Source organism: Spirosoma sp. 48-14, assembly GCF_001898575.1.
In the GTDB taxonomy this organism is placed as follows: domain Bacteria; phylum Bacteroidota; class Bacteroidia; order Cytophagales; family Spirosomataceae; genus Spirosoma.
On record NZ_MKUD01000088.1, the window covers coordinates 18901 to 42417 of the forward strand.

Here is a 23517-nt window from a genome sequence, read left to right on the forward strand (position 1 = left end):
TAGAAAAACAAAAGGCCGCAGGTTCGCGGTGACTACTCTGAATACCTACTAAACTGTACAGACACCTCAATGCAATCAACTTTTCCCTCAAAACCCGAAAAGGACTACCAATTACTACAACAGTACCTTAGTGAACATTTTTTTAATGATGCCGACTACCTGTACGACGCGCAGCCGGACGAATTGATTGAAAATTGCTTTCGACAGTATTACGTGTTTCTGTCGGGGTCGTTTGTGCTTTCAGACTGGTACGCACTCTTTCAACAGGAAGCCTATCGGACACTCTCCTTACGGGGCATCACACAGGATCAAACCGAGTACAAGCTACGTTCCGCCCGATTTATAAACTACGTTCAAAACCTGATGAACACCCTGCAAAACGAAAAAATTGACGTTTCATCCTACCCCGCCCGCGAATCCGGCGAGGATTTAGCCCATGTCTCAGTATGAACAAAACGTCCGTTTTAACTTCAAACTAGCCTCCGAATTACCTGACGCAATCCAGCAACTCGAACGGATTGCGGAATTAACAAAGCAACAGGGTCAGATAGCCTCCTCGACGGCAGATTTGGTCAAACAGGCTGCACAGCAGCAAAAGAACGACCGAAAACTGTACGCCGAGGAGGAATTGGCGATTACTAAGGAAATCGCCCGGCAGATGACCCTTGAGCGCAAAGCGCAGCTCGATCAGCAGACGGCGCAACTCAAAGCGTCCGAAGCTCAGAATACGGCCTATGTGAAGGCCAGCGAGCAGGAACGCGCTGCTATCGCTAAAGAGATTGCCAAACAGACGACTCAGGAACAGGCCGCTGAACTCAAGCGGCAGGAAATCGAACGGGAAGCATCCGAAACCCGTAAGACGACAATCCTGCGTGAAGAAGAAGAACGCCGTACAGCGGCTGTACGTGCCGCTCTACTGGAACAGGCGCAGATTGCCGAACGGCTGCACGAACAGACTACCCTTGAGCTAAAGGCTGAACTCGAACGGCAAACCTTATCGGTTAAAGCCGAAGCCGATCAACAGACGGCCATCATTCGCGGGGAACAGCAGCGGCAAACGCTACTACTCAGGGGTGAACTGGCCGAACAGAAGGCCGCGATTCAACAACATGGTCAAGCCTTTCAGGAACTGCGCAATTACATCGCCAGTGCCTTCGGCGTGTATGAACTTATTGACTTCACGAAAGGAGTCATTGAAGCCAAGTCGAAGGTTGATTCGTTCCGGGCTGGTCTTCAGCAGATGATCGGCACCAAAGCCGAAGCGGATGCGGTATTCGCCCGGCTGCTGGAAATGGCGAAGACCACTCCGTTCGAGGTTGAGAACCTGATGGAAGCCACGTTCCGGCTGAAAGCCATGGGGACGGCTACCCAGGACCTGATACCGACACTGGAAGTACTGGGCAACATGGCCGCTGTCGTTGGCTCCGAAAAGCTGGGGTATATCGCCAAAGCGTTCACCGACATCCAGAATAAAGGCGTTTTGATGAAGCAGGAGCTTAACCAGTTCGCCGATAATGGCGTTCCGTTGTACGATCTGCTGGCTAAGTCGATGGGCAAAACCCGCGACGAAGTGGTTAAGCTGGCCGAAGCGCACGAAATCACGTTTGCGCAGGTCAAAAAGGCGCTTTTCGATGCCTCGCAGGAAGGCGGTCGGTATTACAACCTGATGGCGATTCAGGCCCAGACGCTGGGCGGTCAGGTTAGCAACCTGAAAGATAAGTTCTTTGTCGCAAAGGCGGCTCTGGGTGATTACTACGAAGATGGCCTACAGAAAGTAATCGGCGGTCTAAGTAGTATGATTCAGTTTCTGGCCGGTTCTGACAGTGCAATAGCCCGGAATGTGGCAATCATCAAAGCCGGTGCATCGGCCTGGATTACCTACCAACTGGCGACTAATGCAGCCGTGATTGAAGAAAAGGCCATTGCTGCCGCGATGGTCGTCAAGAATGCCGCGATAGCTGCGTCTGAATTGGTAGTCGGTACGTACAATCTGGTTATGATCACGGCGACCGGCACAACGCGGGGATTTAATACGGCACAGCTTGAATCAGCCGTTGCTGCCCGTGCAACCTGGGCGGCACTGGCGGCTAATCCGCTGGGGGCGATCATCGCTACCGTCGGTATTGCGATCACAACGTATCAGGCTTGGAAAGCGGCAACGACTGAGGTAACCAGTGCGATGGGTGAACAGGAAGTAGCCCTGAAAATAGAGAAAGCCAACCTGAACACACTGGCACAGGTGGCGCTGAATGCAGCCGCAGGTACGAAAGAACGAAAGGATGCTATTGCGCTGCTGATCAAACAGTACCCGCAGTACTTTTCGGGGCTGGACTCCGAGAAGGTTTCCAATAACGATCTGCGTAAAATCCTTGATTCGGTGAATGTGTCGTACATGACCCGGATTAGTCTGGCCCGGCAGGCGTATAATCTGGAAGGGCTGGCCGCAAAGCAGAAAGAGTTGTTCGATCTGGAAAAAGAGTTCTTTAGCACGCTGCCTAAATCAATTACGGTGCAATTCGACGGGGATATTACCCGGTTCGTGAAGGCGCTGGATGCTGGCGGAGCGCAGGCCAACAAACTAAAAGACCAACTGAACGAAACCGCTGGCGGTGGGGCTGCATTCTTCGGCGAAGCAGCGCGAGAAATCAGTAAGAAGTTTGATGCCGTTGAGAAAGATTATGCGAAGGTCAGCCAGAACATGAAGTCTACCGACGAGGTACGCATAAAAACGGCGCTTGATGCGGAAAACAAACGCTGGGAGGCTCAGCTATCGACGCTCAAGAAAGGCACTGCCGACTACAAAACGGCGGAACAGAAGCACCTTGACGAACTGGCGAAGATCAATGGCACCTACCGCGAGAATCAGGAAGGGGCGGCTACCAATCACGGCGCAAAGATGAAATCCATTGTGCTCAATTCGCAGCTTACGGTTCGTGATATTCTGTTGCAAACCGACAACATGAGTTTCGAGGACAAAAAGAAATATTACGAGAACCTTGAAAAACTGGAAATCGAGCAGATCAACAAAACAAGGGTGAGTCGTAAAGCGTCCGAAGATGAAATTGTCGCCTTACGTGAACAGGCTCTGCAAAAGATTCAGGCAATCCACGAAAAGTATCAGAAGATTCAGGATGGTTTGTTGGCTATCGAACGGAAGTCGCTGTCGGATTCTATCGACGCTGAGATTGTAAAGTTTCAGGAGCGCAATAACGTTTCGTACGACTACATCGAGAAAGAAACGAAGGGTATCAAGCAACTGGCGCAGGAGGCTAAAAAGTCAGCGGCTGAGCGCGAAGCTGCCGAAAAGCAGTTGCAGACCGAGAAGGAAAAAACCATTCGCATGACCGAAGCGGCTGCTGATGCCGAGGAGAAAGCAACCCGGAAAATAATTAATATGTTTTCGGAAATGCTCAGCAAAGCAGACCCGCTGCTAGCCTCGATTGCAAAGGGTTTTATGACCGTCATTGAGTTTACCGATCAGTTGTCCGGCAAATCGTTGCAGGCGTCTCAGAATGCGCTGGAAAACGCGAAGATTCACGCGCAAACGCTCAAATCTATTTATGATGCGGGGATGGGCGGAACGGCTCAGCAGGTCGAGGAGGCCAATCAGGCCGTTCAGAAATCGCGGAAGGATTTGGCCGATGCCAGGATAGAGACGGCTACTACGGTTTTCGCCGTCATGGGGGCAATCTATCAGGTTTTCAGTGCTATCGCTGATGCGTATAACCAGCATCAGAAAGAAGTCTATCAGGCTATTGCGAGTGGTTTTGCCAGAATCCGGGAAGCCTATACCGACCTGTATGCCTTCATTTCCAAAGCTGCGAAAGATTCGCACGACGAAGAAATGAAGAATTTCAAAGGGACGATTGAAGAAAAATTACAAAAAATAGACGACTACTATAAGCGGGAAAAAGCCTATGCTGAAGGTCGCGACCGGATTGATGCAATGCTAGCTTATTACCAGAAAGCAGCTCAAATACAGGCTGACGCTGGCACTGATGCGGGTAAAATCATGAAGGGTTTAACTGAATTGGCGCTTGACCAAATCAAGATGCAGCAGCAATTGATCATAAATCAGGCTGAGCTTGAAATTGCCAAAGCGGGTGAAATTCGAGATGCAAAAGTTCAGTCTATAGAAGATCAATTGAAATCATATAAGGATGCAAAAGAAAAGGAAATTGATGCCTTAAATGATGCTGCTGATAAAGAGAAGAGCCGTATTGATGAAGTATTAAAGGCTAAAACGGAGGCTCTTGAGGCTGAGCTTAGTGCAGTAAAAGATAAGTATGATAAAGAAGTTGCTCTGATCAAAGATACCTATGATCAGGAACTTGCATTGCTCAAAGACCGAGAAAGCCAGGAACGGGCGCAGATGCAGGCAACCTATGATCTGCGCCAGCAATTAATGCAGCAGCGTATTTCAGATGAAATCGAAGAAGTTGCTATTCTTGACCGTGTTCGTAATGAAGCCCTAGAGCGGTATCGGTCTGATGAAATTGCCCGAATTACGGCGACCCGCGACCGTATTCTGTCAACGCTTACTGATGAAACTGAAAAGCAACAGGTCATCACTGAGTACGAAAACCAGCTTCAACAGTTGCATGATACGGTTGAACAGGCTAAGCTCGACAAGTCGAAAGGTGTTGCTCTAGCAACTAAGCAGCTCAACAAAGAGCAGACCGAAGAAACAAAACTGCTGAAAGCAGAAGAAACGGAAGCCCTGAAAAAACTGGATGATGAATATCAGGCCAAGTTTAAGGAGTTAGCCAAAGAGCGCGACGAAAAGCTGGCTCAGATGAAGGCCGATGAACTGGAACGGGAGCAGTTGCTGAAAGATCGTATCAAACAGTTGGAGCTAGACGCGGCCAATCAAAAACACGATCTGGAAATAGCAACGGCCAACAAGATTCAGGAAATCATGGAACAAATGGCGAAGCAGGAAGCTGCTGCCGCCGAAGATCGAGCCAAAGCAAACGCCGAGTATGCCAACCAGGTCATGCAGGCCAATCGTCAGATATTTGAAGCCAACAAGCGCATGAAAATTGCAGAATTGCAAGCTGAAATTGCAATTCTGGAAGGGCAGAAAGGGCTATTCAGCAATAACAGTGCGATTAATGCGGCTATCGATGCGCTCAATCAGGCAATCGGTACAATTACGGCGCTCTCCTACGATACAGGTTCCGCTACCAGCTCCGGTATTAGCAGCGTGTTCGGAAAAACGAACATAGTCAAAGAGACGCTAGGCGGAGGGACGGGAGGGGTTCGTCCAGGCTCCCGGCCAACGACGCCGGTAGACTCATCAGGTAATCAGGTGTCGGCGGCTTACGACGAAAGCGGCAATACCATCGAACTGACGTACGACCCACTGGGTCACTCGTTCAGCGCCTACGACGCCAACAACAACCCGATTACGATCAAGTTTGCAACCGGCTACGCTCCCAAAACAGGCAAGCAGTACTTTCTTGGTACAGAGTACGTAGACGACCCCAGCCGACCGAATGGACGCGATACCGTACCGGCTTTGCTGACCAAAGGGGAGCGGGTATTGACTGTCGATCAGAATATGCAACTGAATGGCATTACTAATGACGAGTTGGTACGCCGGGCGCTGCTGGTTGAAAACCTGAATATGCCGAATATGGCTGATTTCTGGGCTGGCTTTGGCAATATGCGACTCGGTTTGCCTGACGGGTTGCTGTCGGCTGGCGGTCGGGAGTTTCTAAATATTGCCGAACTGATTAACGAAACCCGACGAACGAGGCAGGTCTTTGAAAGTAAAAAGCTGGTGAACATTTCAATAGATCGGCAGGGGTTTTCCGAATCAGAAATCGGACAGCAAAGCACGGTTCGATACTGGAACAACATCTTTAAACGATAATGGAGCGTTTTTTTATCAATCAAACGGAGGTTCAACCCCCGCAGGGAATAAGCGGTCTGGTTCGGGCAAAATCACGAAATCCGCGTTATTTCTCGGTATTGTATAAACAGGTTGGGTATGCTCAGAGCGTTGGCAATGTCACATTTGCCGACGCTCTGAGTCGTCGCCTGCTGCTTGAGCCGTATCAGGTCGCACGCGTTGCGGCAAACACCCGCTTTCGGATGGAGTACGACGGCGTTACCGAGTACGAGGCTTTTGTTGATTACCTGACCTTTTCGCAAAACCGCAATGGAATCACATGCGCTTTTCGCGATAGTGTAAGCACAACATCATTGGAAAGTAATGCCGTAACGCAGTATAGTGTTTCGGCAAAAACAGCCGTAACGCTTCGGACGAAACGGATTACCGGACCCGCCACGCATACAGTCGGCTCAGCGCCAACGGTTCAGAAAGCAATGCCATCGGCGCAGTCGATCAGCCATTCGCTGCCGCTTGTCAGGCCGGAAAAAACGGAAAGCACACTGCCGGGGCAACTGCTGACCGTCGATAGTCCGCTATCGAATCAGCCGATCTACCGCAACACGACCAACGATGCGCAGTCCTTGCAACTGTCGGGACGGGTACAGATGACGTTTAGCGCCAGTGCCAGTACCGGGGCTCGTCTGGTTGTTCTGCTCTACGGGCCGAACGGCGAGTCTACCGAGATTCGGCAGGCTGAACTGCTGATGACAACCGGCCAGAAAACGGCAACGTATGCGCTACTGGCGGGGCTTGTCGTCCAGCCTGGGGGATGGGTTGTGCTCGGCATCCGGGGCGATACCGTCAGCAAGTGGTCGTTTGTGTATGGCAGCGATACCGTTGTTACGCTGGAATCGACCAATCAGGCACCGGAATCGATCTGCCGGGGTTTGCTGGCGGCTGATCTGCTGGCTGAACTGGTGCGCCGGTCGAGTGGGGGAACGCTGGCCTTTCAGAGCGAGTATTTTACGGCTGGCGACGGTAAGGATGTGTTTCTGACCAATGGCGCCAACCTGCGGGGCATTAACCGGGCTATTACCGCCAGCTTGCAGGATGTATTCGACGGGTTGACCGCTTCGGACCCGCTGGCGCTCTGGATTGATGGCGCAACCGTTCGGGTCGAACCGCTGGCTACCTACCTAACCAGTTACGCAGCCGTAAGCTGGCTCGATCAGGAGTCAATCAGTATTACCTACAAGCCGAATGCAACGTACCTGTTCAATGAGGTGCTGACCGGGTACGAAACGTGGCGCAGTAGCGGCCTGCTGGCAAACGATGAAATCAACGGCTCTCGTCGCTACCTGACCAGTTACCCGACTGTGCGGCAAACGCTCGATTTACGGGCTAAAACCGTGATTGCATCCGGTGAACTGATCGAAGAACAACGGCGTAAGCAGTTCAGCGATAAAACGGCCAGCGCCAACGCGTCTGACAGCAACGACGATAAGCTGTTTGTGATCTGTACCGTGCTGAACCGATCAGGCCAGCGGGTGAACGAAACCCGCGAAAAGACGCCGTATCTGACTGGTGTAGTCGATACCGAAACACCCTACAATGTGCGGCTTAGCCCTACGCGCTCGGCCCGACGCTGGGCTAAAATCCTGCCGATTGCGCCGTTGACGCTGGAATCGTCGGAAGGCAACAGTACGGCCAAAAGCAGGTACGGTACAGAAGCCTGGCCGTCGCTGGGTGAGGGGGATTACCTGCCGCGACTGCCGAAGTCGCTGCTCGGCGACGAACTAGCTATCGTCGTCATACCGATGTCACAGACTGAATTTAACAATCTGGGCGACTGGATTACGGTCTATGACGAGGGTAAGCCCGTAACCGGCTTGCTCATGGATGCCACATGGCAGGAAACCGAGCAGGGACAAACCGGCACGATGACGCTGTTTTTGTGATTCTTTTTGTTCTTTTTTTGTAATATTAATATTACCTTCGGGCATGAGACAATTTGTGCATTTTCTCCGATTTTTTGCGGTGTCCGATGATAACCGCATGATTCCGACGAATGCCCTGACCCCCCAGGACGCGCACCCGATCTTGCCGGTTGTCGCTGGTGATGTCATCCGGTTCCTGATACCAAAATCCGACCTGAAAGGGCAGATTCCCGAACTGAGCGAAATTGTACTGCTCAATCCGGCGCAGCAGCCGGTGCGCGTCAATCCGGCGTTAGCGGGCAGTGAACGTATCGGCATCGTTCGTCGGCAGCGCAGTGAGCAGTATGTGCAGTTCGCCTTAACAATCGATTCATTACCGGCCAGTGGGCAGCAGTTCGCTATCATGCGGACGGTATACACAAAGGACTCGCCCAGTGCGGAACCAACGGCGTCGGCGCTATCGGTGCTCGGTACGGTTTCTGGTCAGTTTTCCAGTCTGGACGACTATATCGAAGCGATACAGCGCAAGTACGAAGCCTACCCACACGCGCCGGTAGTGACCATTCGACGGGGCAATCAGTTGATCGTTCGCATTTTCAAGTCAGCCCGGTTTCAGCCTTCGGATGACGAACTGCTAAGCTGGCGTATCGGACTCGGCAAGCTCGATCTGAGCGCCCGGAACACGAACAGCCCGGCACTGAACATGCTCTCTCAGGGCGCGGTCAGCATTGGCGCAACGGATTGTTATAAAGTGGTTGTCAATGACGACATTGAAGCCGGTAACGTTTTTCAGTTGCAGGGGCTGACCTACACGGCTGAGCAGAACGACACACCGGCACAGGTTCTTTCGGGGCTCGGCCTGGGCGCGGATGCTACGTTGCTGATCGATGCAGGTACGCCGGTTGCGATACAGGCCAGTACGGGCGTCTACCGCAGTGAAAACCAGAATAAGCCGGTCTTGCAGTTGCTGTATGACTCAAACAACGGAGCCGGACAGGATAAATACAAGGCCGTCGTCGGGGCCGATGTGCAGGCTGGAAATATTTATCAGGTCGCGGCTACCGGCATGACGACCAAAACCGTCGTAGCATCGGCCAGCGATACCCCGGCAACGATTGCGGCACAGTTCAACACGAGTAGCGGCTTCTGTTTGATTCCAGCCGGACAGAATCCGGTGGCGACGACAGATCCCGGTTCGCAGACGATAGCCAACACCAATGCGCCGAGTATCTACCTGAGTGCAAAGATTACAACGGAAGCCTACACCGCTACGCGCTGGAAAATATTCGTTGGCAGCAGTATTCAGCGCGGTAATGAATTTGTGGTCGAACAAAGTGGCGTGACGACCAAAACCGTTGTAGCCTCGGCTTCGGACACGCCGATTGCGATTGCCGGTAAGCTGGGGTATACCACCAATCCGTTCGTGATTGACGTACCTACTGGTGGCACGCTGGCAGCATACGCCCGGCGCGGTGTTCGGTATAGCGAGCCGGACGACGTAGCGCCGGTTCGGCTGAGTGCGCTGCCAAGTTGCGTCCGACCGAAACAGGTTGTTTGTGAAGTACGGATGCCGTCGCTCAAACCGGGCATTTACTCGCTCGGCCTTCGTGATCGGCAGTTGCGTCAGGTTGTTGGCGTTTCTAACCGGCTGCGGGTGCAGATCGGGCCGCAGGGTACGAGTGTCCTGCGCTGGGGTAGCCTATCCGGTCTTGATCAGGTATTAGGCTACGAGTACGCCGAACCCGGACTGATGCAGCAGCTACGTCTGCCGGTTTACGTCGGGCCAGTGCGTCAGCAGACCCTTGAGACGCAGTACAGCACCCCACGCGGTAGAACAATCCGTACCAGCTTGCAGGTCAACTACAGCCACACGCTGACGACGACCATGCAACCGGCTGCGTTTCATCGGGCGCTGCTACTGGCGCTGAAACATCCACTGCTACAGATCGATGGCCTGCCGTATCGGGCGCAGTCGGATTACCGGGAAACTGAGCCTACGCCTGTCCAGCAACTGTATCAGGCGCAGACAGACCTGTACGAAGCCGAATCCATGCACTTCGATGCGGGAATGGCTGCGCTGCCGGGCAATCGTTCTGCGGCTTTTGTCGAGTCGGTGACTGGAACCGAATCGCTTGAAGGTATCTGGTTGCGCAGCCAGCAGCAACTAATTCCGGTTGAGCAAACGATGACGGTTGACCCGGCGACGTATGACTTACGGGCGCTCTGTCCGGTGGAGCCTTACGTGTTGTCGGCCTACGTGAACGACCGCCTGCGGATTAGTACGCTGCTCAGCCCTGGGGTACTGTCGATGGCCGGAACGTTACGGCTGGAACCCGGTGACCGGCTGACTTTGCAGGCTACGGTGTCGCTGGCTGCGATCAATTCGGCGGTGTGCGGCCCCGATATGGATGTAATAGAGCAAACACAAACAGGTCACGCCGAAACTACGGAGCGCGGACCCGATCATTCCGAGGACTTTAATCAGGATTATCACTAATGTCAATTAATGAAGCAAGAGCGTACGTAAACGCTCATTATGGCTACAATGGTCTGGCGCTGATCGACGGCGATACAGACAAAACTGCGTTACTGGCGATTCTCGACCTGATCGAAATGGATGGTAGCTGGTCGCCGGTGCTGGCGCTAACGGTTAACGGCCCCAATATAGTCATAAAGGTTGTTGACTGGGTTAACGGGACTGGCGTAAAGCCTGCCGTAAATACGTATCTGGGCAGTACGGGTTTCGTCACGGATATTAATCTGGCCGTTAGCGTTCGGGGGCCGCAGGGCTTGCCGGGACTGGCCGGAACCGGCACGGTATCCAGCATTACAAGCCCGGTCGATGGGGGAACGAGTCCACGATTTTTCCCGGTTTGTGAACTACCTGCCATAACGGGGGGGACAAACGACTTTGCCGAAATCGAGTTACGGGCCAAGTCCTGGGCGTCGGCGGAAGGAAACGACATCCTGATTAATCTGTATATCGCCAACCGATCAGCCGGTGACCCTTACTACCAGTACACCACCCAGGGGAGCGCGTCCTATTGCAGTCTGCTCGCCTACCGGGTTGCCGATGGGCGGCTGATCGTATACGCCATGACGGACAATAACTTTCGGGCGATTGCCGTACGGGTAAACAGCTCCTTGCAGGCAACGATCTATGGTTCGCTGATTCCGCAGGCTACCGTTACCGGCACAAAGTATTTCGATTCAGGCGACCCGGCAACCTACCCGCCAATGATGAACCTGAGAAGCCGGTTCACGAGCTTCTACGCATCCAATTCGGACGGCGGCCTGTTTCCGCCAGTCATCACCTCGCCGGGTAATGGGCTGATTAGTATCGGCTCAAATTACATTGCAGGCAATAGCGATGTAGCCCTGATCAATGCCAACCTGTCGGGTTCCGGCTTTAGCTTCTGGCAGATGCTTTCGGCTGGTTCAAAACGGTTTCTGGCTACACTGACCGGCGCTGGACGGCTGGGTATCGGCGTTACTGCTCCGGCTGAAATGCTGGACATTGCCGGTCGGCTAAAGACAAAAGGGGTCGTATCGACGGGTAGCCTGCCAACGGCTTCCGTTAGTACGGCTGGTGCTGGCGGCACGGCCAGCGTTACCGTTGCGGCAGGTAGTAACGATATAGCGGGTAAACTTACCCTGACTACCAGTGCCGGTTCTTCGGCTGGTAATAACCTGCTAACGCTGACCTTCAACGTAGCGTACAGCGCGACTCCGGTTGCGGTGCAGATTTCAGCACGCAATGCAAAAGCGGCTGAGCAGCTTACCCGCGTCTACGTGAGTGCGATTACGCCCAACGGCTTTAGTTTGTCCAGCAGCGGAACCGCTCTGTCGGTGGATAGTTTTGATTTTCAATACCTGGTTATTGCCTAAGATGAACCGCGATGTAATTGCCCGAATTCGCCGTACCGATACCGTATATCGGCTGCGGGTAGCGATGAGCAACCGACTGGAAAAGCCTGATCAGATGGAGCTGACGGCCCCGGTAATTGTGGAAGTGCTCGACAACAAGGAAGTACTGCTGCCGTGCGGATTCGTAACCGATTGTCACAGTGTTCCGTTGTGGCTGGGTAATATCCTGCCCGAATACGATAACCGAACTAACATCGCGGCTGTCGTTCACGACTATCTGTACATGCACTGGGAGGAGTTTGCCCAGCAGCCGGGCCGGTATTACGTGTTTTCGCAGATGAATCGGAAATATGCCGATCAGGTCTATCTGGAACTTATGAACCGCTTTCATCCGGGCGGCTGGCGTAACAAGCTGTATTACCGCGCCGTCCGGCTATTTGGCGGCTGGAACTGGGATAAATACCGGCGTATAAATCAGGAAGCAAATGAAAAAGAACATGAAAAAGTTGATCAGAATCAGTAGTGTTGATCAAACCGGGGGCCGGGTGCTGATCGCGGCCCCCGGCGTAGTTGACAAAACCGGCGTATCGCTGTTTTTAAATGGCGAAGCCGAAGCCTGGGGCAAGGGTGAAATCATCAGCGGAGAAGCGCACATTGTCGGTCGCTCGTCACTGCCAGCAACCTACTCGCTCACGATGGAGATTCATACCGTAAATCCTAAATTGCTGACATCTGAATGAATCTGGCAACCATTACTGCCGGAGCCTATCACGGTTCCGGCTTTGTCACCGTCGCCTGTAATCAGGCCAACGGTACGGCCATTCTGGTGTACCGGGGTACGTCTCTGCTCGGTCAAGGGGTGCTCAGTGCCGGTAGTGTCGTTATCGCCGTTCCTGCGCTGGCGACTAATGACATTATTCAGGCCAGCGTGACCGAGCGCGGCAACGCTGCCGGTGCGCCGGTCGTGGTAACGGCCAGCGCCAACCCGCCGACCGGATGGCAAACCCCGGATACGGTAGCGGTGACGCGACCGAACGGCTCTACGGAGATCATAGCGGCTAGTGCCTACGAAGCTGAATTCGGGGTTAAACCTGCGGCCAGCTACGACCCACGACTAAAAGTTTCGGTGGTGGGGCCGGACCCGGAAACGATTCAGCAGATTGTCAGTACGCCGATTCTGTTCAGTGTGCTGATCGACAAACAGGTCGCACAAACCGTCGTTACGGTATCCAACGTCACCGGCCAGAACGGTACTCCGCTCGTTCGCTGGGCTTCGTCCGAAGCGTTCGGTAATTCACTGAGCCGCACCTTTACAGCAGCCGCTACGGTTACTATCGACGTAAAAGGCGATAGCGACACGGCATTCGTTTCGCAGACGATCAGTGTTACCGTGTTCAGTCCGTCCACATCGACACCCTCGGCCAGCGATATTATCGCACTGGCCTATTCGCGTGGCAGCGGAACCGACATCATACGGGGTATCGTCAACGCTGGCAAAGCGTGTCAGTGCAAGCTGGAACCGTTTACCAGCACATGGCAGGCTATGGAGTTTCACGATTTCGACTGTCAGGATGTTGGCTTTTATCCGGTGCCTGCCGGAACCTACACCCTGTACGCACGGGTGAGCGGGGATACCAATTCGGCGAACTGGCGCTCGCTGACCGTCGTTAAACCGTAATTTATTTTTGCGAATAGGTAATATTAATATTACTTTTTTATTTTTGTCCAAATCAAACTATTTCATTGTCAATGGGAACATTACAGCAATTCATGCCGAACGTGACGCCCGGTTCGGCAGCTACGGCACACCGATCTGCGGATTACGGTTCGATTCAGCCGAAGGGTAGTTATATAGCCGTCGCGCTCGTTGTTGCGGCCAGCCTGCCGGAGTTTGGCATTAACTACACCATCGGCGCAGCGCCAGCCGCACCGCTGACGGCGAGTAATATTGTGGCGGCACTGAAAGACCTGGCCTATAAGGGGCAGTGCTGGTTTCTGGGCAACGGACTGGTGAACGGCAAAGCCGCCAAACCTACCGAGCGGAAGGCATCCCAGACCTACGGTTCGGAGTCGGCTCCCCGGCCTACGGGCGAAGTAGCCGAAAAGGTTGAATTCATGGTACGGGACACGTTCGCCAACGTCGATTTCTGGAACTCACTTCGGGCCGGTGCGCTGGGGCCGCTGGACGTTTATCTGTTTACCAATACGACCGTTCAGGTTATCCGTTACGCCAGCGAAGCGCCGGTATTCGATGGCATTGGTTACGAACTGTCAGGCAACTTTGAGCAGGACATTCCGGGCGGCTTCTCCATTAGCTGGAACAAGGCAAATGGTCAGATTCAGCCGGTAAAGGGCATCAGCATGGCGGGGCTTAAATTTGAAACCCTACGCTATACGTTCGCTGTGGCAACGCCAGCGCCGACAAACCTTGCTCTGGTAGCGGGTACGACCAACCGCTACAACATGGTTACAGGCACGGCTGCCAAGATCAAGCGCGCCGTCAACGAGGGCGGGGCCGTGCGGTATTCGATCTTTAAAAACGGTTCGGACGACATCCCGACCGCTGAACTGGTAACTATCGATAGTGATACCGGCGAGGTAACTATCGGCTCTGCTATGCCGCTGGGTCGCTACGTGTATACTGTTGCAGCCGAAAATACCTGTGGTGTGTACGGCACCTGGACGCTGGAAGTTATTGTCAAGTAAGCCAGCCTAGCGAAGTAAACCTGTGTCTATTCTGAACAAGGCGGTCGGCCACTGGCTTGACCGCCTTGTTTTTTAGCTAAAATCAGCATGTTATCATTTCAGGATTTACTACCCTATCTGCAACAGGGGGCCGGTCGAAACCGTCCCGGCTCGAAGCTGCTGCACAAATTTTACGGAAAGAGCATTTTGCACCGCGACGAAATCGAACAGGTTTTCGGGGATGCCTACCCCAAATACCTGGACAAAGACCGTCCGCGTGAACTGCCGGAGCATAAGAAGTATCGCAAGGAAGTCTACGAGAATGTCTTCCGGGGCTTTAAAAGCCGGGTAATCTCGGCCCTTGACTACATCCGACAGGCTGACGATTTCGATGTTCAATGGCCGACGACTGACATTCAGGAGGTCGATAGCCTTCAGACCTACACCGGCAAGGGCTTTTCGGCGGAAGGTGATTTTGTCGAGTGGTTTTTCTCGAACGTAAAATCGGACTACGTTGATGACCCGAACGCGGTACTGCTGCTGCTGCCGGTCGAGCAGCCGCTAAGTGATGCGGAATACCCCCGACCGCAGGCGATGATTATTCCGTGTCAGGATGTCTGGATGTTTCGCCGGGGGAAATTCGCCGTGCTGGTAGCGCCCGAAAAAACGATGCTGCCGGGCGATACGCCCGATGAACCGACCGGGAACGTACTGTATTTTCTTGACCATGACAGCTACACGATTGCGCGTCAGACCGGACTATCGACCAATCAGAACGGCCAGCGTATCGCTGACTGGCAGATTCTGGGCATGGAAAACCTGTATGACCTGGAAGGCAACCTGCAAGGGCAGTTGTTCAATCCACCCCGGCACTACTGTAGTACGATGCCAGCGCGAAAGATCGGCCTAAAGCGCATCAAAAAAACACCCAAAGGCGAGGAGTATTACGAAAGTCTGATCGCCGATGCCCTGCCGCATATTCGGCTCGGCCAGCGCAATCAGAGCGACATTCAGGTAGAGACCAACTTTCACGTTGCCAGTAAGGAATGGCGACGTAGTACCAGCAAATGCAAACAACCCGGCTGTACGGGTGGCGTGATTCATATCCGGGATGACGTAAAAGGTACGAAGTCAGGCGAGCCGGGCGCGATCATCGACGTTAGAGAATGCCCAACCTGTAAAGGCACCGGCTTTCACGATACGGGTAGCGGTCTGAACATTATGTACGTCGATGCCAGCGATGGCACTACGCCGGGTGATCTGCGTAACGTGCCGAGTGGCGACCCTGGCGGATTTATCAAGCGGCCTATCGAATCGCTGAAAACCTTCGTGGAAGAATTCAAACGCAACTGCGAGGAGGCTTACACCACGATTGATATGCAGTTTATCCGTAAAACGCCCTACGATGAGTCGGGAGCCAGTAAGCGGTACGATAGGCAGGAAATGCTGCGTACGCTGGTCGTTAACGGGGTGCATATTGTCGATCTGATGAGTTTCGGCTACGAATGTATCGATGCACAGCGATTCGGAGCCAGCGGACGGCTCGGCGAGCAGTTACCGGAAGTGCTGGCCCCCGTCCGGCTCGATCTGGAAAATGCGGAGTTGACCCGCGAAGAACTCAACAACGCCAAGGATAAAAAGTACGACCCGACGCTGGTGCAGGCGTACGAAAAAAAGATGCTGCTGTATACGACCGGCGAACAGTCGGACGAATACCGGCGGTATGTACTGCGGACGCAGTGCGACCCGTACCTTGACGTTACCGAGGAAATGAAAGCCTACCTGCTCGGCGTAGCGTTCCGTAACCCGGACAGCCCCGAAAACCGGGCTAAGATCGAACGTATCTACCTGTCGCTGGACTTTGACGGACTGGTTGCCGATGCACTGCGCGAGGATGCCGATTTCTGGCAGAAAAGTCTGACCGAGCAGTACAATGAAATCGTTCGTCGGGGTAAGGCGCTGGTCGGGCCGCAGACGGTCGGGCTGGCCGCTACCGGGGGCGCTGGCGGAGGGGCATTTCCAACGATTGACCCCCTGAGCCTGAAACCACCCGTGGACGTACAACAGATTGAGCAGACCCAGCAAAAACAATTCAATTAATATTTTTGAAAATGTAATATTAATATTACTATTTTTGGTCTGATCAATTGCGAGTATTACAAACGAAACTTTTTCAATGAGTTATGGCAAAAACAACTAAACCGGCGACTCAGCTAGCCGCTGAACTTACGGAAGCGCGTAAGACGACCGAAAAGACCTATGATCAGTTGCCCCCGCATCACGAGATCGTTGTACAGGTTGGCCCCCGGAAGCGAATGCAGCGCAACAAGGTCGTCACCGTCGAGGAGGCCCGAAACGTGATTTTCACCAAAGCCGGGTACGAAGCGATGGACCGGGACGAGGAAACGGGCGACACGACGCACATCCTGACCAAAGTGCTGGGCATTCCCGAATACAAGGATGTCGAAGACTTTACGATTCCTGACGGCAAGCGCAAAGAATTCGACATCCTGTATTTCGCTGAGGTCGATACCGACGAATCCGAGCCGGAAGCCTAAACCCGATTCGGACTAACCCTTACTAATTTTTTCATGCGTACCGGGGCCTTGCTGGCCCGAAACCAATTACCAGAATGAAACGGAGAGCTTTTCTCGAAACCGCGTTAAAGAAATACGGGCTAACAGCCGAACAAGCAAAAGAATTCATCGAAAAACTCGAAGATGAGTACGATGATAACGAGGCCGCTAAAGTGCTGGCTTCGCTGATGACTGCCGACGAAGCGAAGGGCAACGACGACATTTTCAAGGATGTCAAAAAGCGGGTAAAGGCCGAAGCACTGGACCCGATTGACAACATGCTCAAAACCTATGAGTCGAAGTTGAGCGACGCTCAGAAAACGGAGTATGCCAAGTTCGGGCCGAACGATTCGCACAAGAAATATTTGTTCATTTTGAAGGCGTTCGATGAAGCAGGTACCAAAACCGGCGACAAGAACTACGACGACCTGAAAGGCGAATACGATGCGCTGAAAGGGCAGCTTGGTACGGATTATATCAAAAAGACCGATCACGATACGGTACTGGGCAGGCTGTCGCAGCGTGAAACCGAGCTGACGAACGTGCAACTGCTCAATAAAGCCGTCCGTTCGGGCAAACTGCGCGACACATCGGGCGACCGTCATTTCGAGCGCAATTTCATTTCGGATGCGCATGATCTGATTACACAGGTCGGTATCGGCGATAAAAAACTGAAAGGTGTGATCGGTGCTGACGGCAAGATCATGCGGGCCGATTCACCCGAACAGCCGTTGCTGTTGGACGGCAAGGCGGTTGACCTGGCTATGCTGGCCGACCTGACGATTACCGCCTACGATTACGGTAAAAAATCCGACCCCACATCGAAAGATACGGTAAAGATTCCGACTGGCGCAGACAAAGCCACAACGAAAAATTCAGCCCTTGACGCCATGATTGCCGAGGAAATCGCGGCTAACAAGTAACGGGTCGATGGCTGATCTGTAACGAGTTTCAATCTTAATCACAAAATCGCCCAAGATGGCAAACAATGTAAATTTATCGGCGGCTCGAATCCTGCGAGCCTGCATCATGCACACGGCGGAGAACGCGCCTAAATTCAGCCAGATCGGTAGCTTGCAGGCGTTGCGCTCTCCGCAACTTGCCGGACTGCAAACGGCCATGAGTGCCGAAGGTGCTGGCGAGGAGAAGCGGTTGAGCTTTGAAGCCGGAGCCGGAGCGGACGACGTAGTTCCGAAGGTTCGGCTCAACTACCGCAAGCAGTACACGACGGGTACGACCTCATCGACGCGTTCGGTCAATACGTCCGGGACGCGCCCCGGTGCGGTTACTGAGCTGGACGTAACGTATACCGGCTACAAACAGTACGATCTTGAGTTTCGCACGATTGATCTGATGTCGCTGGAAGAAGCGGCTAAACAGTACTACGACGGCGTTATCGCTGGCGCTGTTCAGCTTGACGCTGGCGACGCGGCCAAGATGACCGAAGCCGCACTGGAATTCTACCTGACGGTTGAAAAAGACCTGTTGCAGCCACTGAACACGGCGGCACTGACGGCACTGATTGCGGCTGTCGGCACCAACAAGGTTACCAACTCAGCCGTACCGAAGGACATCTACCTGTATTACACCGATAGCAAGCTGCGCGATGATTTCTGGGGCTACCTCAACGATCTGCGTACGGTTCACGGCGTTACGGGTAAGTGGATAGTGATCGGGGGACTGAAAATGGTTAGCTGGCTGCGTAAGTCGAAGATCATGGATATGAACTCGCTGGGTATGGACGCGAAAGCCATGTACGATACCCTTCCTGCCGAGTTCTACTACGATCCGCAGATCGACACGAGCTACGGTCAGGATAAAATTCTGATCATCGAGCCGGGTTCGGCCTGCTGGCAGCAGATCATGGAACACGAAACGATTGTCAAGAAAAAGAAAGTGGCTAACACCTCGTTCGGTGGGGCTCGTCTCAAAATTGCACAGTACGATTCGCCGACATTCGATCTGAAAGTTGACCTGCGCGTTCGTGAATACGATACGACCAAGTACCCCTACGAGATCGTCACCCCGTCGTCGGGCCTGTACGGGGTCTTTACCCGTCCGGCTGGCTTCGCAAAAGCGTATGACGGTTGGAGTACGTACACAGGTATTATCGGCGCCCGACTGGTCAATACGGAGCCGGTTGTCTAATCTCTTCACTTACCGGGCCGGTTCAGTACTCAATCTGAACCGGCTTTTCTCCTCCTCGAAATGATGATTTTCTGTTTTCTCTCTACTCTCGAAGGCTGGCTGCTGGGGCTGGCAATCCTGCTCGGTATCGCCGGTATGCGGATGTGGAACAAGATCGATGCGCTGAAAGCCCAGGCTAAAGGCGACCGGCCTTTGCACCCGCAAGACCGCTACCGGGCCAAACGTGCCAGAGCGCAGCCGGTGGCGGCTACCGATCACAGGCAGCCCGAATCGAAACAGCCGAACCCGCTGGACTGGCTTAACGTGCAATCGCCCCCGGTGTTTAAGCCGGTGCTTCCCGCTGAATCGCCGAACGATACGACATCCGGCGAAGCGATAGGCGTGATTGAGCGAACCGAAAGCCGGAACGCTTCGCTGCTCGACGGGCTGCTGCCGCATCTGAAGCCTGCCCTGTTTGCGCTGAGTATCGTACTGATCTGGTTCGGGTTCGCCTGCTGGTACGACAACCTGAGTAAATACGCGCCGGAAGCCGATAGCGTAGGCGACTTTCGGATTCTGTACCTCAAGAAAACAATCGGGGCCATCCTGCCGCTGATTTCGGCGGTCGGGGCTTCGCTGGGGCTGCTGTTTATGATTCACCCACGCTATTATATCTACCTGAACGGATGGTACAAAACGGATTACGATTTCTACAACGATTTGCGGTCACTGGATCAGCAACCCGCCTTTCGCCGGGTGCTCGTTTTTGGGCTATTGTTTGGGCTTTTACTGCTGGTTTCGCTCTATGTGCTTCTGCACAGCAGCCCGCAGGAGTTGACCCTGTAGCCATACTCAAACGCGAGAATACGGTGCGGGAAACGACGAACCGGAACGATCACCCGCGCATCGCTATCTACAACACGACGTATCATCCGGGGCTAGCCAAGAACTCGCCCTACTGCGGAACGTCGGTCGAATGGGCGATCAAACAGGCGGGTTGGAATTCGGTAATCGAATACGCACCGATGGCGCGTAACTGGTCGCTCAAGAAAGATTATATCGTCTGGTCGAGAGCGACCGGCCCCCTGACTCGAAACGGGCGGAAGTACACCCCGCAGCGCAACGACGTAGTAGTTTTTTACTCCTCCGGGCGTTGGCACGTCGGTCTGCTGGAAGACTGGCAGGAAGGGAATGCCTATTGTAAAACCGTCGAAGGCAACACGAGTGATCGGGGTGTCAACGGCATTAAAAAGCCTACCGGAAGGGAGGGCGTTTACGATGAAAAAATCAGGAACAAAAAGGACATTTATTGCATTGTGCGGCCTTATTGGATTGCTATGCATGTTAACCCTCAGTAACTGCGTACGGGTCGAACAGAAGCCGGTAACGCTTGAGCAGGTAGACAGCGCAAAGCTGGCGATGCACGTAGACAGTGCAGCCATCTATCGGTGCGACACCTGCGCGTTTGCGGTTGCTTATCTTAAACAGGCATCGGGACAGGTGAAGCCCTGTCCGAGTTGCCCCTGGGTAACGCTCACCAAGCCGAAGCATAACAAGGGCGACGTACCCGAACTAAGTAATCAGCCGGTTAATCCGCTGATCGAGCAGGACGCTCTACAGCACGGTACATCGCATCTGGTCGTTGTCGATACGCTGGGGCAACCTCCTTCGAGAGTGGCGCAGACCAGTCCGGCACTGCGCCCAGGCGACGACATTACGGTAAGCAGCAAAACCAAAAGCGACGGATTCTAATGCAACCAACTCCGCTGCGTTTTCGGAAAGGAAACCCCAACGTACTGGCAATAAATCTGAGCCGGTACGTTGGCGGAAGTACCGTTGCTGTGGTGCCGACGCAGAGCCTGCTGCTGTTTGTCGAGCTTCGTCAGAGCGAGAATATCAACCCGGTCACGGTTCCGCTGCTCAAGCCGGGACAAACCAATGAGCTGGCGGCTGTACTGCCTGACCTGAATGTAGGCACGTACCTGATGACGGTAAAAGTCGTGCCGTCAGTCGGTAGTCCGTATCGATATGCGTTGCCGAAGGTAACGTATATAAGTCCAGGTTCGCCGGAAACCATTCGTGACGTTCAGGGCGTAAGCGTAACGGTCGATGAGTCGCACAAGGTCATTGATGCGGTTATGGATGCCACACCCGCTACCGGGCTGGTGATGTCCTACGCCCAGTTTGCGCAGCAGGCGGCTCAGCAGGTAAGCGAAGGACTGGAAGCGGTTGCCGATCAGTTGGAACAGGCCACCGAGTCGGCAGCTACGATTACAGGAGCGATAGAAACCTGTACGGGGGCAGCGGCTGCGGCTCAACAGTCGGCAGGCTCCGCGCAAAGCAGTAAACAGGCTGCGCACGATAGTCAGGTTGCTGCGGCTGGTTCGGCTCAGACGGCAACTGAACAGGCCGGTGTCGCTACCGGAGCAGCGCAGCAGGCGCAAACGCTGGTCGGTAATATCCTGGCTTTTATTTCAATGGATGCATACGCTATCAAGATGGGTATCGGGGGTAATATCCAGATTGAGAATCATCCAGAAGCGCACTACCCCTACATGAAAGTTAAATTTCTGAGTTAAACGCAATGCCCGGAATCGAAGTAGAATTCTTACACAGACAGGCACTAACGCCTATCATTGCTGATCTGCAAGCAGCCGTAGCTGATTCGGCCACTGCCGCTAACGATAGCAAACTGGCCGCTGCTGGTTTTGCCAATGCCGCCGATGCCAGCAAACAGGCTGCGGCTGGCTCGGCCACTGCCGCTAACGATAGCAAACTGGCCGCTGCTGGTTTTGCCAATGCCGCCGATGCCAGTAAACAGGCTGCTGCTGGTTTTGCCAATGCCGCCGACGCCAGTAAACAGGCTGCTGCTGGCTCGGCCAATGCCGCCGACGCCAGTAAACAGGCTGCTGCTGGCTCGGCCAGTACAGCCTTAGCAGCCGCGACGAATAATCCGGTAAACAGCGCCAGTGTATCAACGAGTTATATAATTGACTTCTTTGCTAATTCAAAGGACAATCAGTATCACTTTATTACGCTGACGGGCAATGTGCCAACGCTGACGCTAACTAATGTGTCGGCTGGGCGATGTGTCTATCTGAAAGTCACTCAGGGCGGGGCCGGGAGTTTTACAATCACGTTTCCGGCAAGCTGCGTGTTTCCGGGCGGGGCTTCGATTGACTGGCATATCACTCCCGGCAAGTCGAATATCTTCTGTCTGGTCGCGGCAAGTTCAACGGTCATTGACGTAACCTACTACAAACAATGATAAAGACATTAGCCGGGAATGTTGGCCTGTTTACGCCTTCATTGTTTTTAGATTTTACAAAAGGCTCGTTACCTAGCGGTGTAACGTTTTCTCGATCATCAGTCGGTACGTATTACAACTCATCGGGCGTTCTAACAGCCGCTACAAGTAATGTAGCTCGGATTGATTACGACCCGGTTACGCTTACTTGTAGGGGAATATTATTAGAGGAAAGTAGGCAAAATTTTATAGTACAAAGTTCTGCTTATACTACTGGTTCATGGGTTAAAAGTAACTGCTCAATTACAGCTAATAGTGATGTTGCGCCTGACGGAACAACTACTGCTAGTCTAATTAATTTTTTCGGCCAAAATGGTGCCTATTGTCAACAAAGTTTTGGTGTTACGACGGGTACTACCTATTGTTTTTCCTTTTACGCTAAAGGGACTCAGATTGTCGCCAGAACAGACGGAGCAATGGGTGGCGGGTCGGGAAGTGGGATTGTATTCAATTTAACCAACGGCACCTTTACTAACGCCAGTGGTCTATATACGAATGTGACTATTACTAACGTGGGTAGTGGTTATTATCGTTGTTCATTTACGAAGGCCGCGACATCAACCGGAACTGGTACGTTTGCTATAGACAATCCTAACGGTTTTTATACAACCGTTGCAGGTAGTTGCATTATTTGGGGTGCACAAGCGGAAGTCGGTTCATTTGTCACTTCGTATATCCCCACAACCACTGCGGCTGTCACCAGGGCAACAGACTACCTCACTATCAATTCAGGTACCTGGTACAGCAAGAACGAATCCAGCGTTTTTGTGCAATACAACAATTTGGGGGGAGGCTACCTATTTAGCTTCGGTGACGGACAAACCTTTCAAAGTGAAATATTAGCAACGCTTAACGCTAGCAATATTCTACGGATGCAAATGCCCAACGGGGGCGGTTATGCCAACGTTACCGGAAATGGAATACAGTACAGCCCCTATACGTTTGGTCAAGTCAGTAAAGCAGCATTTGGTTTTAATGCCGGATCCATTTGCCTGGCTTACAATAATACCCTTGTTACTGGGACGGCAACGGTTATGCCTATAGGCAATGGTATTGTGAATTTCTACATCGGTCGAGATCGAAACAGTACAGCCAACTATTCGGGATGGATTCAAAAGTTCATTTACTATCCCAAACGGCTATCTAATGCTTATCTCCAAAAATTAACTCAATAACGCT

General features: G+C 53.1%; 19 protein-coding genes. All 19 read left to right on the forward strand.

What is annotated here, in order from left to right; all coding sequences use genetic code 11:
- Positions 1 to 69: 69 nt before the first annotated feature.
- The 19 genes from BGO59_RS35445 to BGO59_RS35535 all read left to right on the forward strand — a co-directional run bounded on the left by BGO59_RS35445 (position 70) and on the right by BGO59_RS35535 (position 23513).
- Positions 70 to 450 carry a hypothetical protein gene (locus BGO59_RS35445; RefSeq protein WP_293692291.1) on the forward strand — a complete coding sequence of 127 codons (381 nt, stop codon included), beginning with the start codon at positions 70 to 72 and terminating at the stop codon, positions 448 to 450.
- Entirely contained in the window at positions 437 to 5878 is a 5442-nt protein-coding gene (locus BGO59_RS35450) for a tape measure protein (RefSeq protein WP_293692293.1), read from the forward strand. Before BGO59_RS35445 ends, BGO59_RS35450 begins: the two co-directional genes overlap by 14 nt.
- A complete protein-coding gene (locus tag BGO59_RS35455; RefSeq protein ID WP_293692294.1) occupies positions 5878 to 7797 on the forward strand; it encodes a hypothetical protein in 1920 nt (639 codons plus the stop codon). Before BGO59_RS35450 ends, BGO59_RS35455 begins: the two co-directional genes overlap by 1 nt.
- Before the next feature lie 43 nt (positions 7798 to 7840).
- Positions 7841 to 10273, forward strand: coding sequence for a hypothetical protein (locus BGO59_RS35460; protein ID WP_293692295.1), 2433 nt, complete (start codon positions 7841 to 7843; stop codon positions 10271 to 10273).
- Positions 10273 to 11664, forward strand: a complete 1392-nt coding sequence (locus tag BGO59_RS35465) for a hypothetical protein (protein ID WP_293692297.1) — start codon at positions 10273 to 10275, stop codon at positions 11662 to 11664. The genes BGO59_RS35460 and BGO59_RS35465 overlap by 1 nt, the downstream gene beginning before the upstream one ends.
- Position 11665: 1 nt before the next feature.
- A complete protein-coding gene (locus BGO59_RS35470; protein WP_293692299.1) occupies positions 11666 to 12166 on the forward strand; it encodes a DUF1353 domain-containing protein in 501 nt (166 codons plus the stop codon).
- Positions 12141 to 12383 carry a hypothetical protein gene (locus BGO59_RS35475; RefSeq protein WP_293692301.1) on the forward strand — a complete coding sequence of 81 codons (243 nt, stop codon included), beginning with the start codon at positions 12141 to 12143 and terminating at the stop codon, positions 12381 to 12383. Before BGO59_RS35470 ends, BGO59_RS35475 begins: the two co-directional genes overlap by 26 nt.
- A complete protein-coding gene (locus tag BGO59_RS35480) occupies positions 12380 to 13321 on the forward strand; it encodes a hypothetical protein (protein ID WP_293692303.1) in 942 nt (313 codons plus the stop codon). Before BGO59_RS35475 ends, BGO59_RS35480 begins: the two co-directional genes overlap by 4 nt.
- Positions 13322 to 13392: 71 nt before the next feature.
- A complete protein-coding gene (locus tag BGO59_RS35485; protein WP_293692305.1) occupies positions 13393 to 14349 on the forward strand; it encodes a hypothetical protein in 957 nt (318 codons plus the stop codon).
- Positions 14350 to 14436: 87 nt separating this feature from the next.
- Positions 14437 to 16428, forward strand: coding sequence for a hypothetical protein (locus BGO59_RS35490; protein ID WP_293692307.1), 1992 nt, complete (start codon positions 14437 to 14439; stop codon positions 16426 to 16428).
- A gap of 83 nt (positions 16429 to 16511) precedes the next feature.
- The gene (locus BGO59_RS35495; protein WP_293692309.1) at positions 16512 to 16886 is read left to right on the forward strand and encodes a hypothetical protein; all 375 of its coding nucleotides are present in this window, start codon (positions 16512 to 16514) and stop codon (positions 16884 to 16886) included.
- 74 nt (positions 16887 to 16960) lie between these two features.
- On the forward strand, positions 16961 to 17827 hold the full coding sequence (locus tag BGO59_RS35500) for a hypothetical protein (protein WP_293692311.1): 867 nt from the start codon (positions 16961 to 16963) through the stop codon (positions 17825 to 17827).
- A 55-nt stretch (positions 17828 to 17882) separates the two neighbouring features.
- Positions 17883 to 19052: a hypothetical protein gene (locus BGO59_RS35505; RefSeq protein WP_293692313.1), complete on the forward strand. Its 1170-nt coding sequence runs from the start codon at positions 17883 to 17885 to the stop codon at positions 19050 to 19052.
- Positions 19053 to 19112: 60 nt separating this feature from the next.
- Positions 19113 to 19877, forward strand: coding sequence for a hypothetical protein (locus BGO59_RS35510; protein ID WP_293692314.1), 765 nt, complete (start codon positions 19113 to 19115; stop codon positions 19875 to 19877).
- A gap of 23 nt (positions 19878 to 19900) precedes the next feature.
- Complete coding sequence (locus BGO59_RS35515; protein ID WP_293692316.1) at positions 19901 to 20389, forward strand: hypothetical protein; 489 nt, start codon at positions 19901 to 19903, stop codon at positions 20387 to 20389.
- The gene (locus tag BGO59_RS35520; protein WP_293692317.1) at positions 20373 to 20783 is read left to right on the forward strand and encodes a hypothetical protein; all 411 of its coding nucleotides are present in this window, start codon (positions 20373 to 20375) and stop codon (positions 20781 to 20783) included. Before BGO59_RS35515 ends, BGO59_RS35520 begins: the two co-directional genes overlap by 17 nt.
- Entirely contained in the window at positions 20783 to 21610 is an 828-nt protein-coding gene (locus BGO59_RS35525) for a hypothetical protein (RefSeq protein WP_293692319.1), read from the forward strand. Before BGO59_RS35520 ends, BGO59_RS35525 begins: the two co-directional genes overlap by 1 nt.
- 5 nt (positions 21611 to 21615) lie before the next feature.
- On the forward strand, positions 21616 to 22299 hold the full coding sequence (locus BGO59_RS35530) for a hypothetical protein (RefSeq protein WP_293692321.1): 684 nt from the start codon (positions 21616 to 21618) through the stop codon (positions 22297 to 22299).
- Entirely contained in the window at positions 22296 to 23513 is a 1218-nt protein-coding gene (locus BGO59_RS35535) for a hypothetical protein (protein WP_293692323.1), read from the forward strand. The genes BGO59_RS35530 and BGO59_RS35535 overlap by 4 nt, the downstream gene beginning before the upstream one ends.
- Positions 23514 to 23517: the final 4 nt, after the last annotated feature.

Excerpts from the sequence above, each read along its gene's own strand:
- BGO59_RS35445 (WP_293692291.1), top strand. The coding sequence starts at position 70 with ATGCAATCAACTTTTCCCTCAAAACCCGAAAAGGACTACCAATTACTA.
- BGO59_RS35450 (WP_293692293.1), top strand. The coding sequence starts at position 437 with ATGTCTCAGTATGAACAAAACGTCCGTTTTAACTTCAAACTAGCCTCC.
- BGO59_RS35455 (WP_293692294.1), top strand. The coding sequence starts at position 5,878 with ATGGAGCGTTTTTTTATCAATCAAACGGAGGTTCAACCCCCGCAGGGA.
- BGO59_RS35460 (WP_293692295.1), top strand. The coding sequence starts at position 7,841 with ATGAGACAATTTGTGCATTTTCTCCGATTTTTTGCGGTGTCCGATGAT.
- BGO59_RS35465 (WP_293692297.1), top strand. The coding sequence starts at position 10,273 with ATGTCAATTAATGAAGCAAGAGCGTACGTAAACGCTCATTATGGCTAC.
- BGO59_RS35470 (WP_293692299.1), top strand. The coding sequence starts at position 11,666 with ATGAACCGCGATGTAATTGCCCGAATTCGCCGTACCGATACCGTATAT.
- BGO59_RS35475 (WP_293692301.1), top strand. The coding sequence starts at position 12,141 with ATGAAAAAGTTGATCAGAATCAGTAGTGTTGATCAAACCGGGGGCCGG.
- BGO59_RS35480 (WP_293692303.1), top strand. The coding sequence starts at position 12,380 with ATGAATCTGGCAACCATTACTGCCGGAGCCTATCACGGTTCCGGCTTT.
- BGO59_RS35485 (WP_293692305.1), top strand. The coding sequence starts at position 13,393 with ATGGGAACATTACAGCAATTCATGCCGAACGTGACGCCCGGTTCGGCA.
- BGO59_RS35490 (WP_293692307.1), top strand. The coding sequence starts at position 14,437 with ATGTTATCATTTCAGGATTTACTACCCTATCTGCAACAGGGGGCCGGT.
- BGO59_RS35495 (WP_293692309.1), top strand. The coding sequence starts at position 16,512 with ATGGCAAAAACAACTAAACCGGCGACTCAGCTAGCCGCTGAACTTACG.
- BGO59_RS35500 (WP_293692311.1), top strand. The coding sequence starts at position 16,961 with ATGAAACGGAGAGCTTTTCTCGAAACCGCGTTAAAGAAATACGGGCTA.
- BGO59_RS35505 (WP_293692313.1), top strand. The coding sequence starts at position 17,883 with ATGGCAAACAATGTAAATTTATCGGCGGCTCGAATCCTGCGAGCCTGC.
- BGO59_RS35510 (WP_293692314.1), top strand. The coding sequence starts at position 19,113 with ATGATGATTTTCTGTTTTCTCTCTACTCTCGAAGGCTGGCTGCTGGGG.
- BGO59_RS35520 (WP_293692317.1), top strand. The coding sequence starts at position 20,373 with ATGTTAACCCTCAGTAACTGCGTACGGGTCGAACAGAAGCCGGTAACG.
- BGO59_RS35525 (WP_293692319.1), top strand. The coding sequence starts at position 20,783 with ATGCAACCAACTCCGCTGCGTTTTCGGAAAGGAAACCCCAACGTACTG.
- BGO59_RS35530 (WP_293692321.1), top strand. The coding sequence starts at position 21,616 with ATGCCCGGAATCGAAGTAGAATTCTTACACAGACAGGCACTAACGCCT.
- BGO59_RS35535 (WP_293692323.1), top strand. The coding sequence starts at position 22,296 with ATGATAAAGACATTAGCCGGGAATGTTGGCCTGTTTACGCCTTCATTG.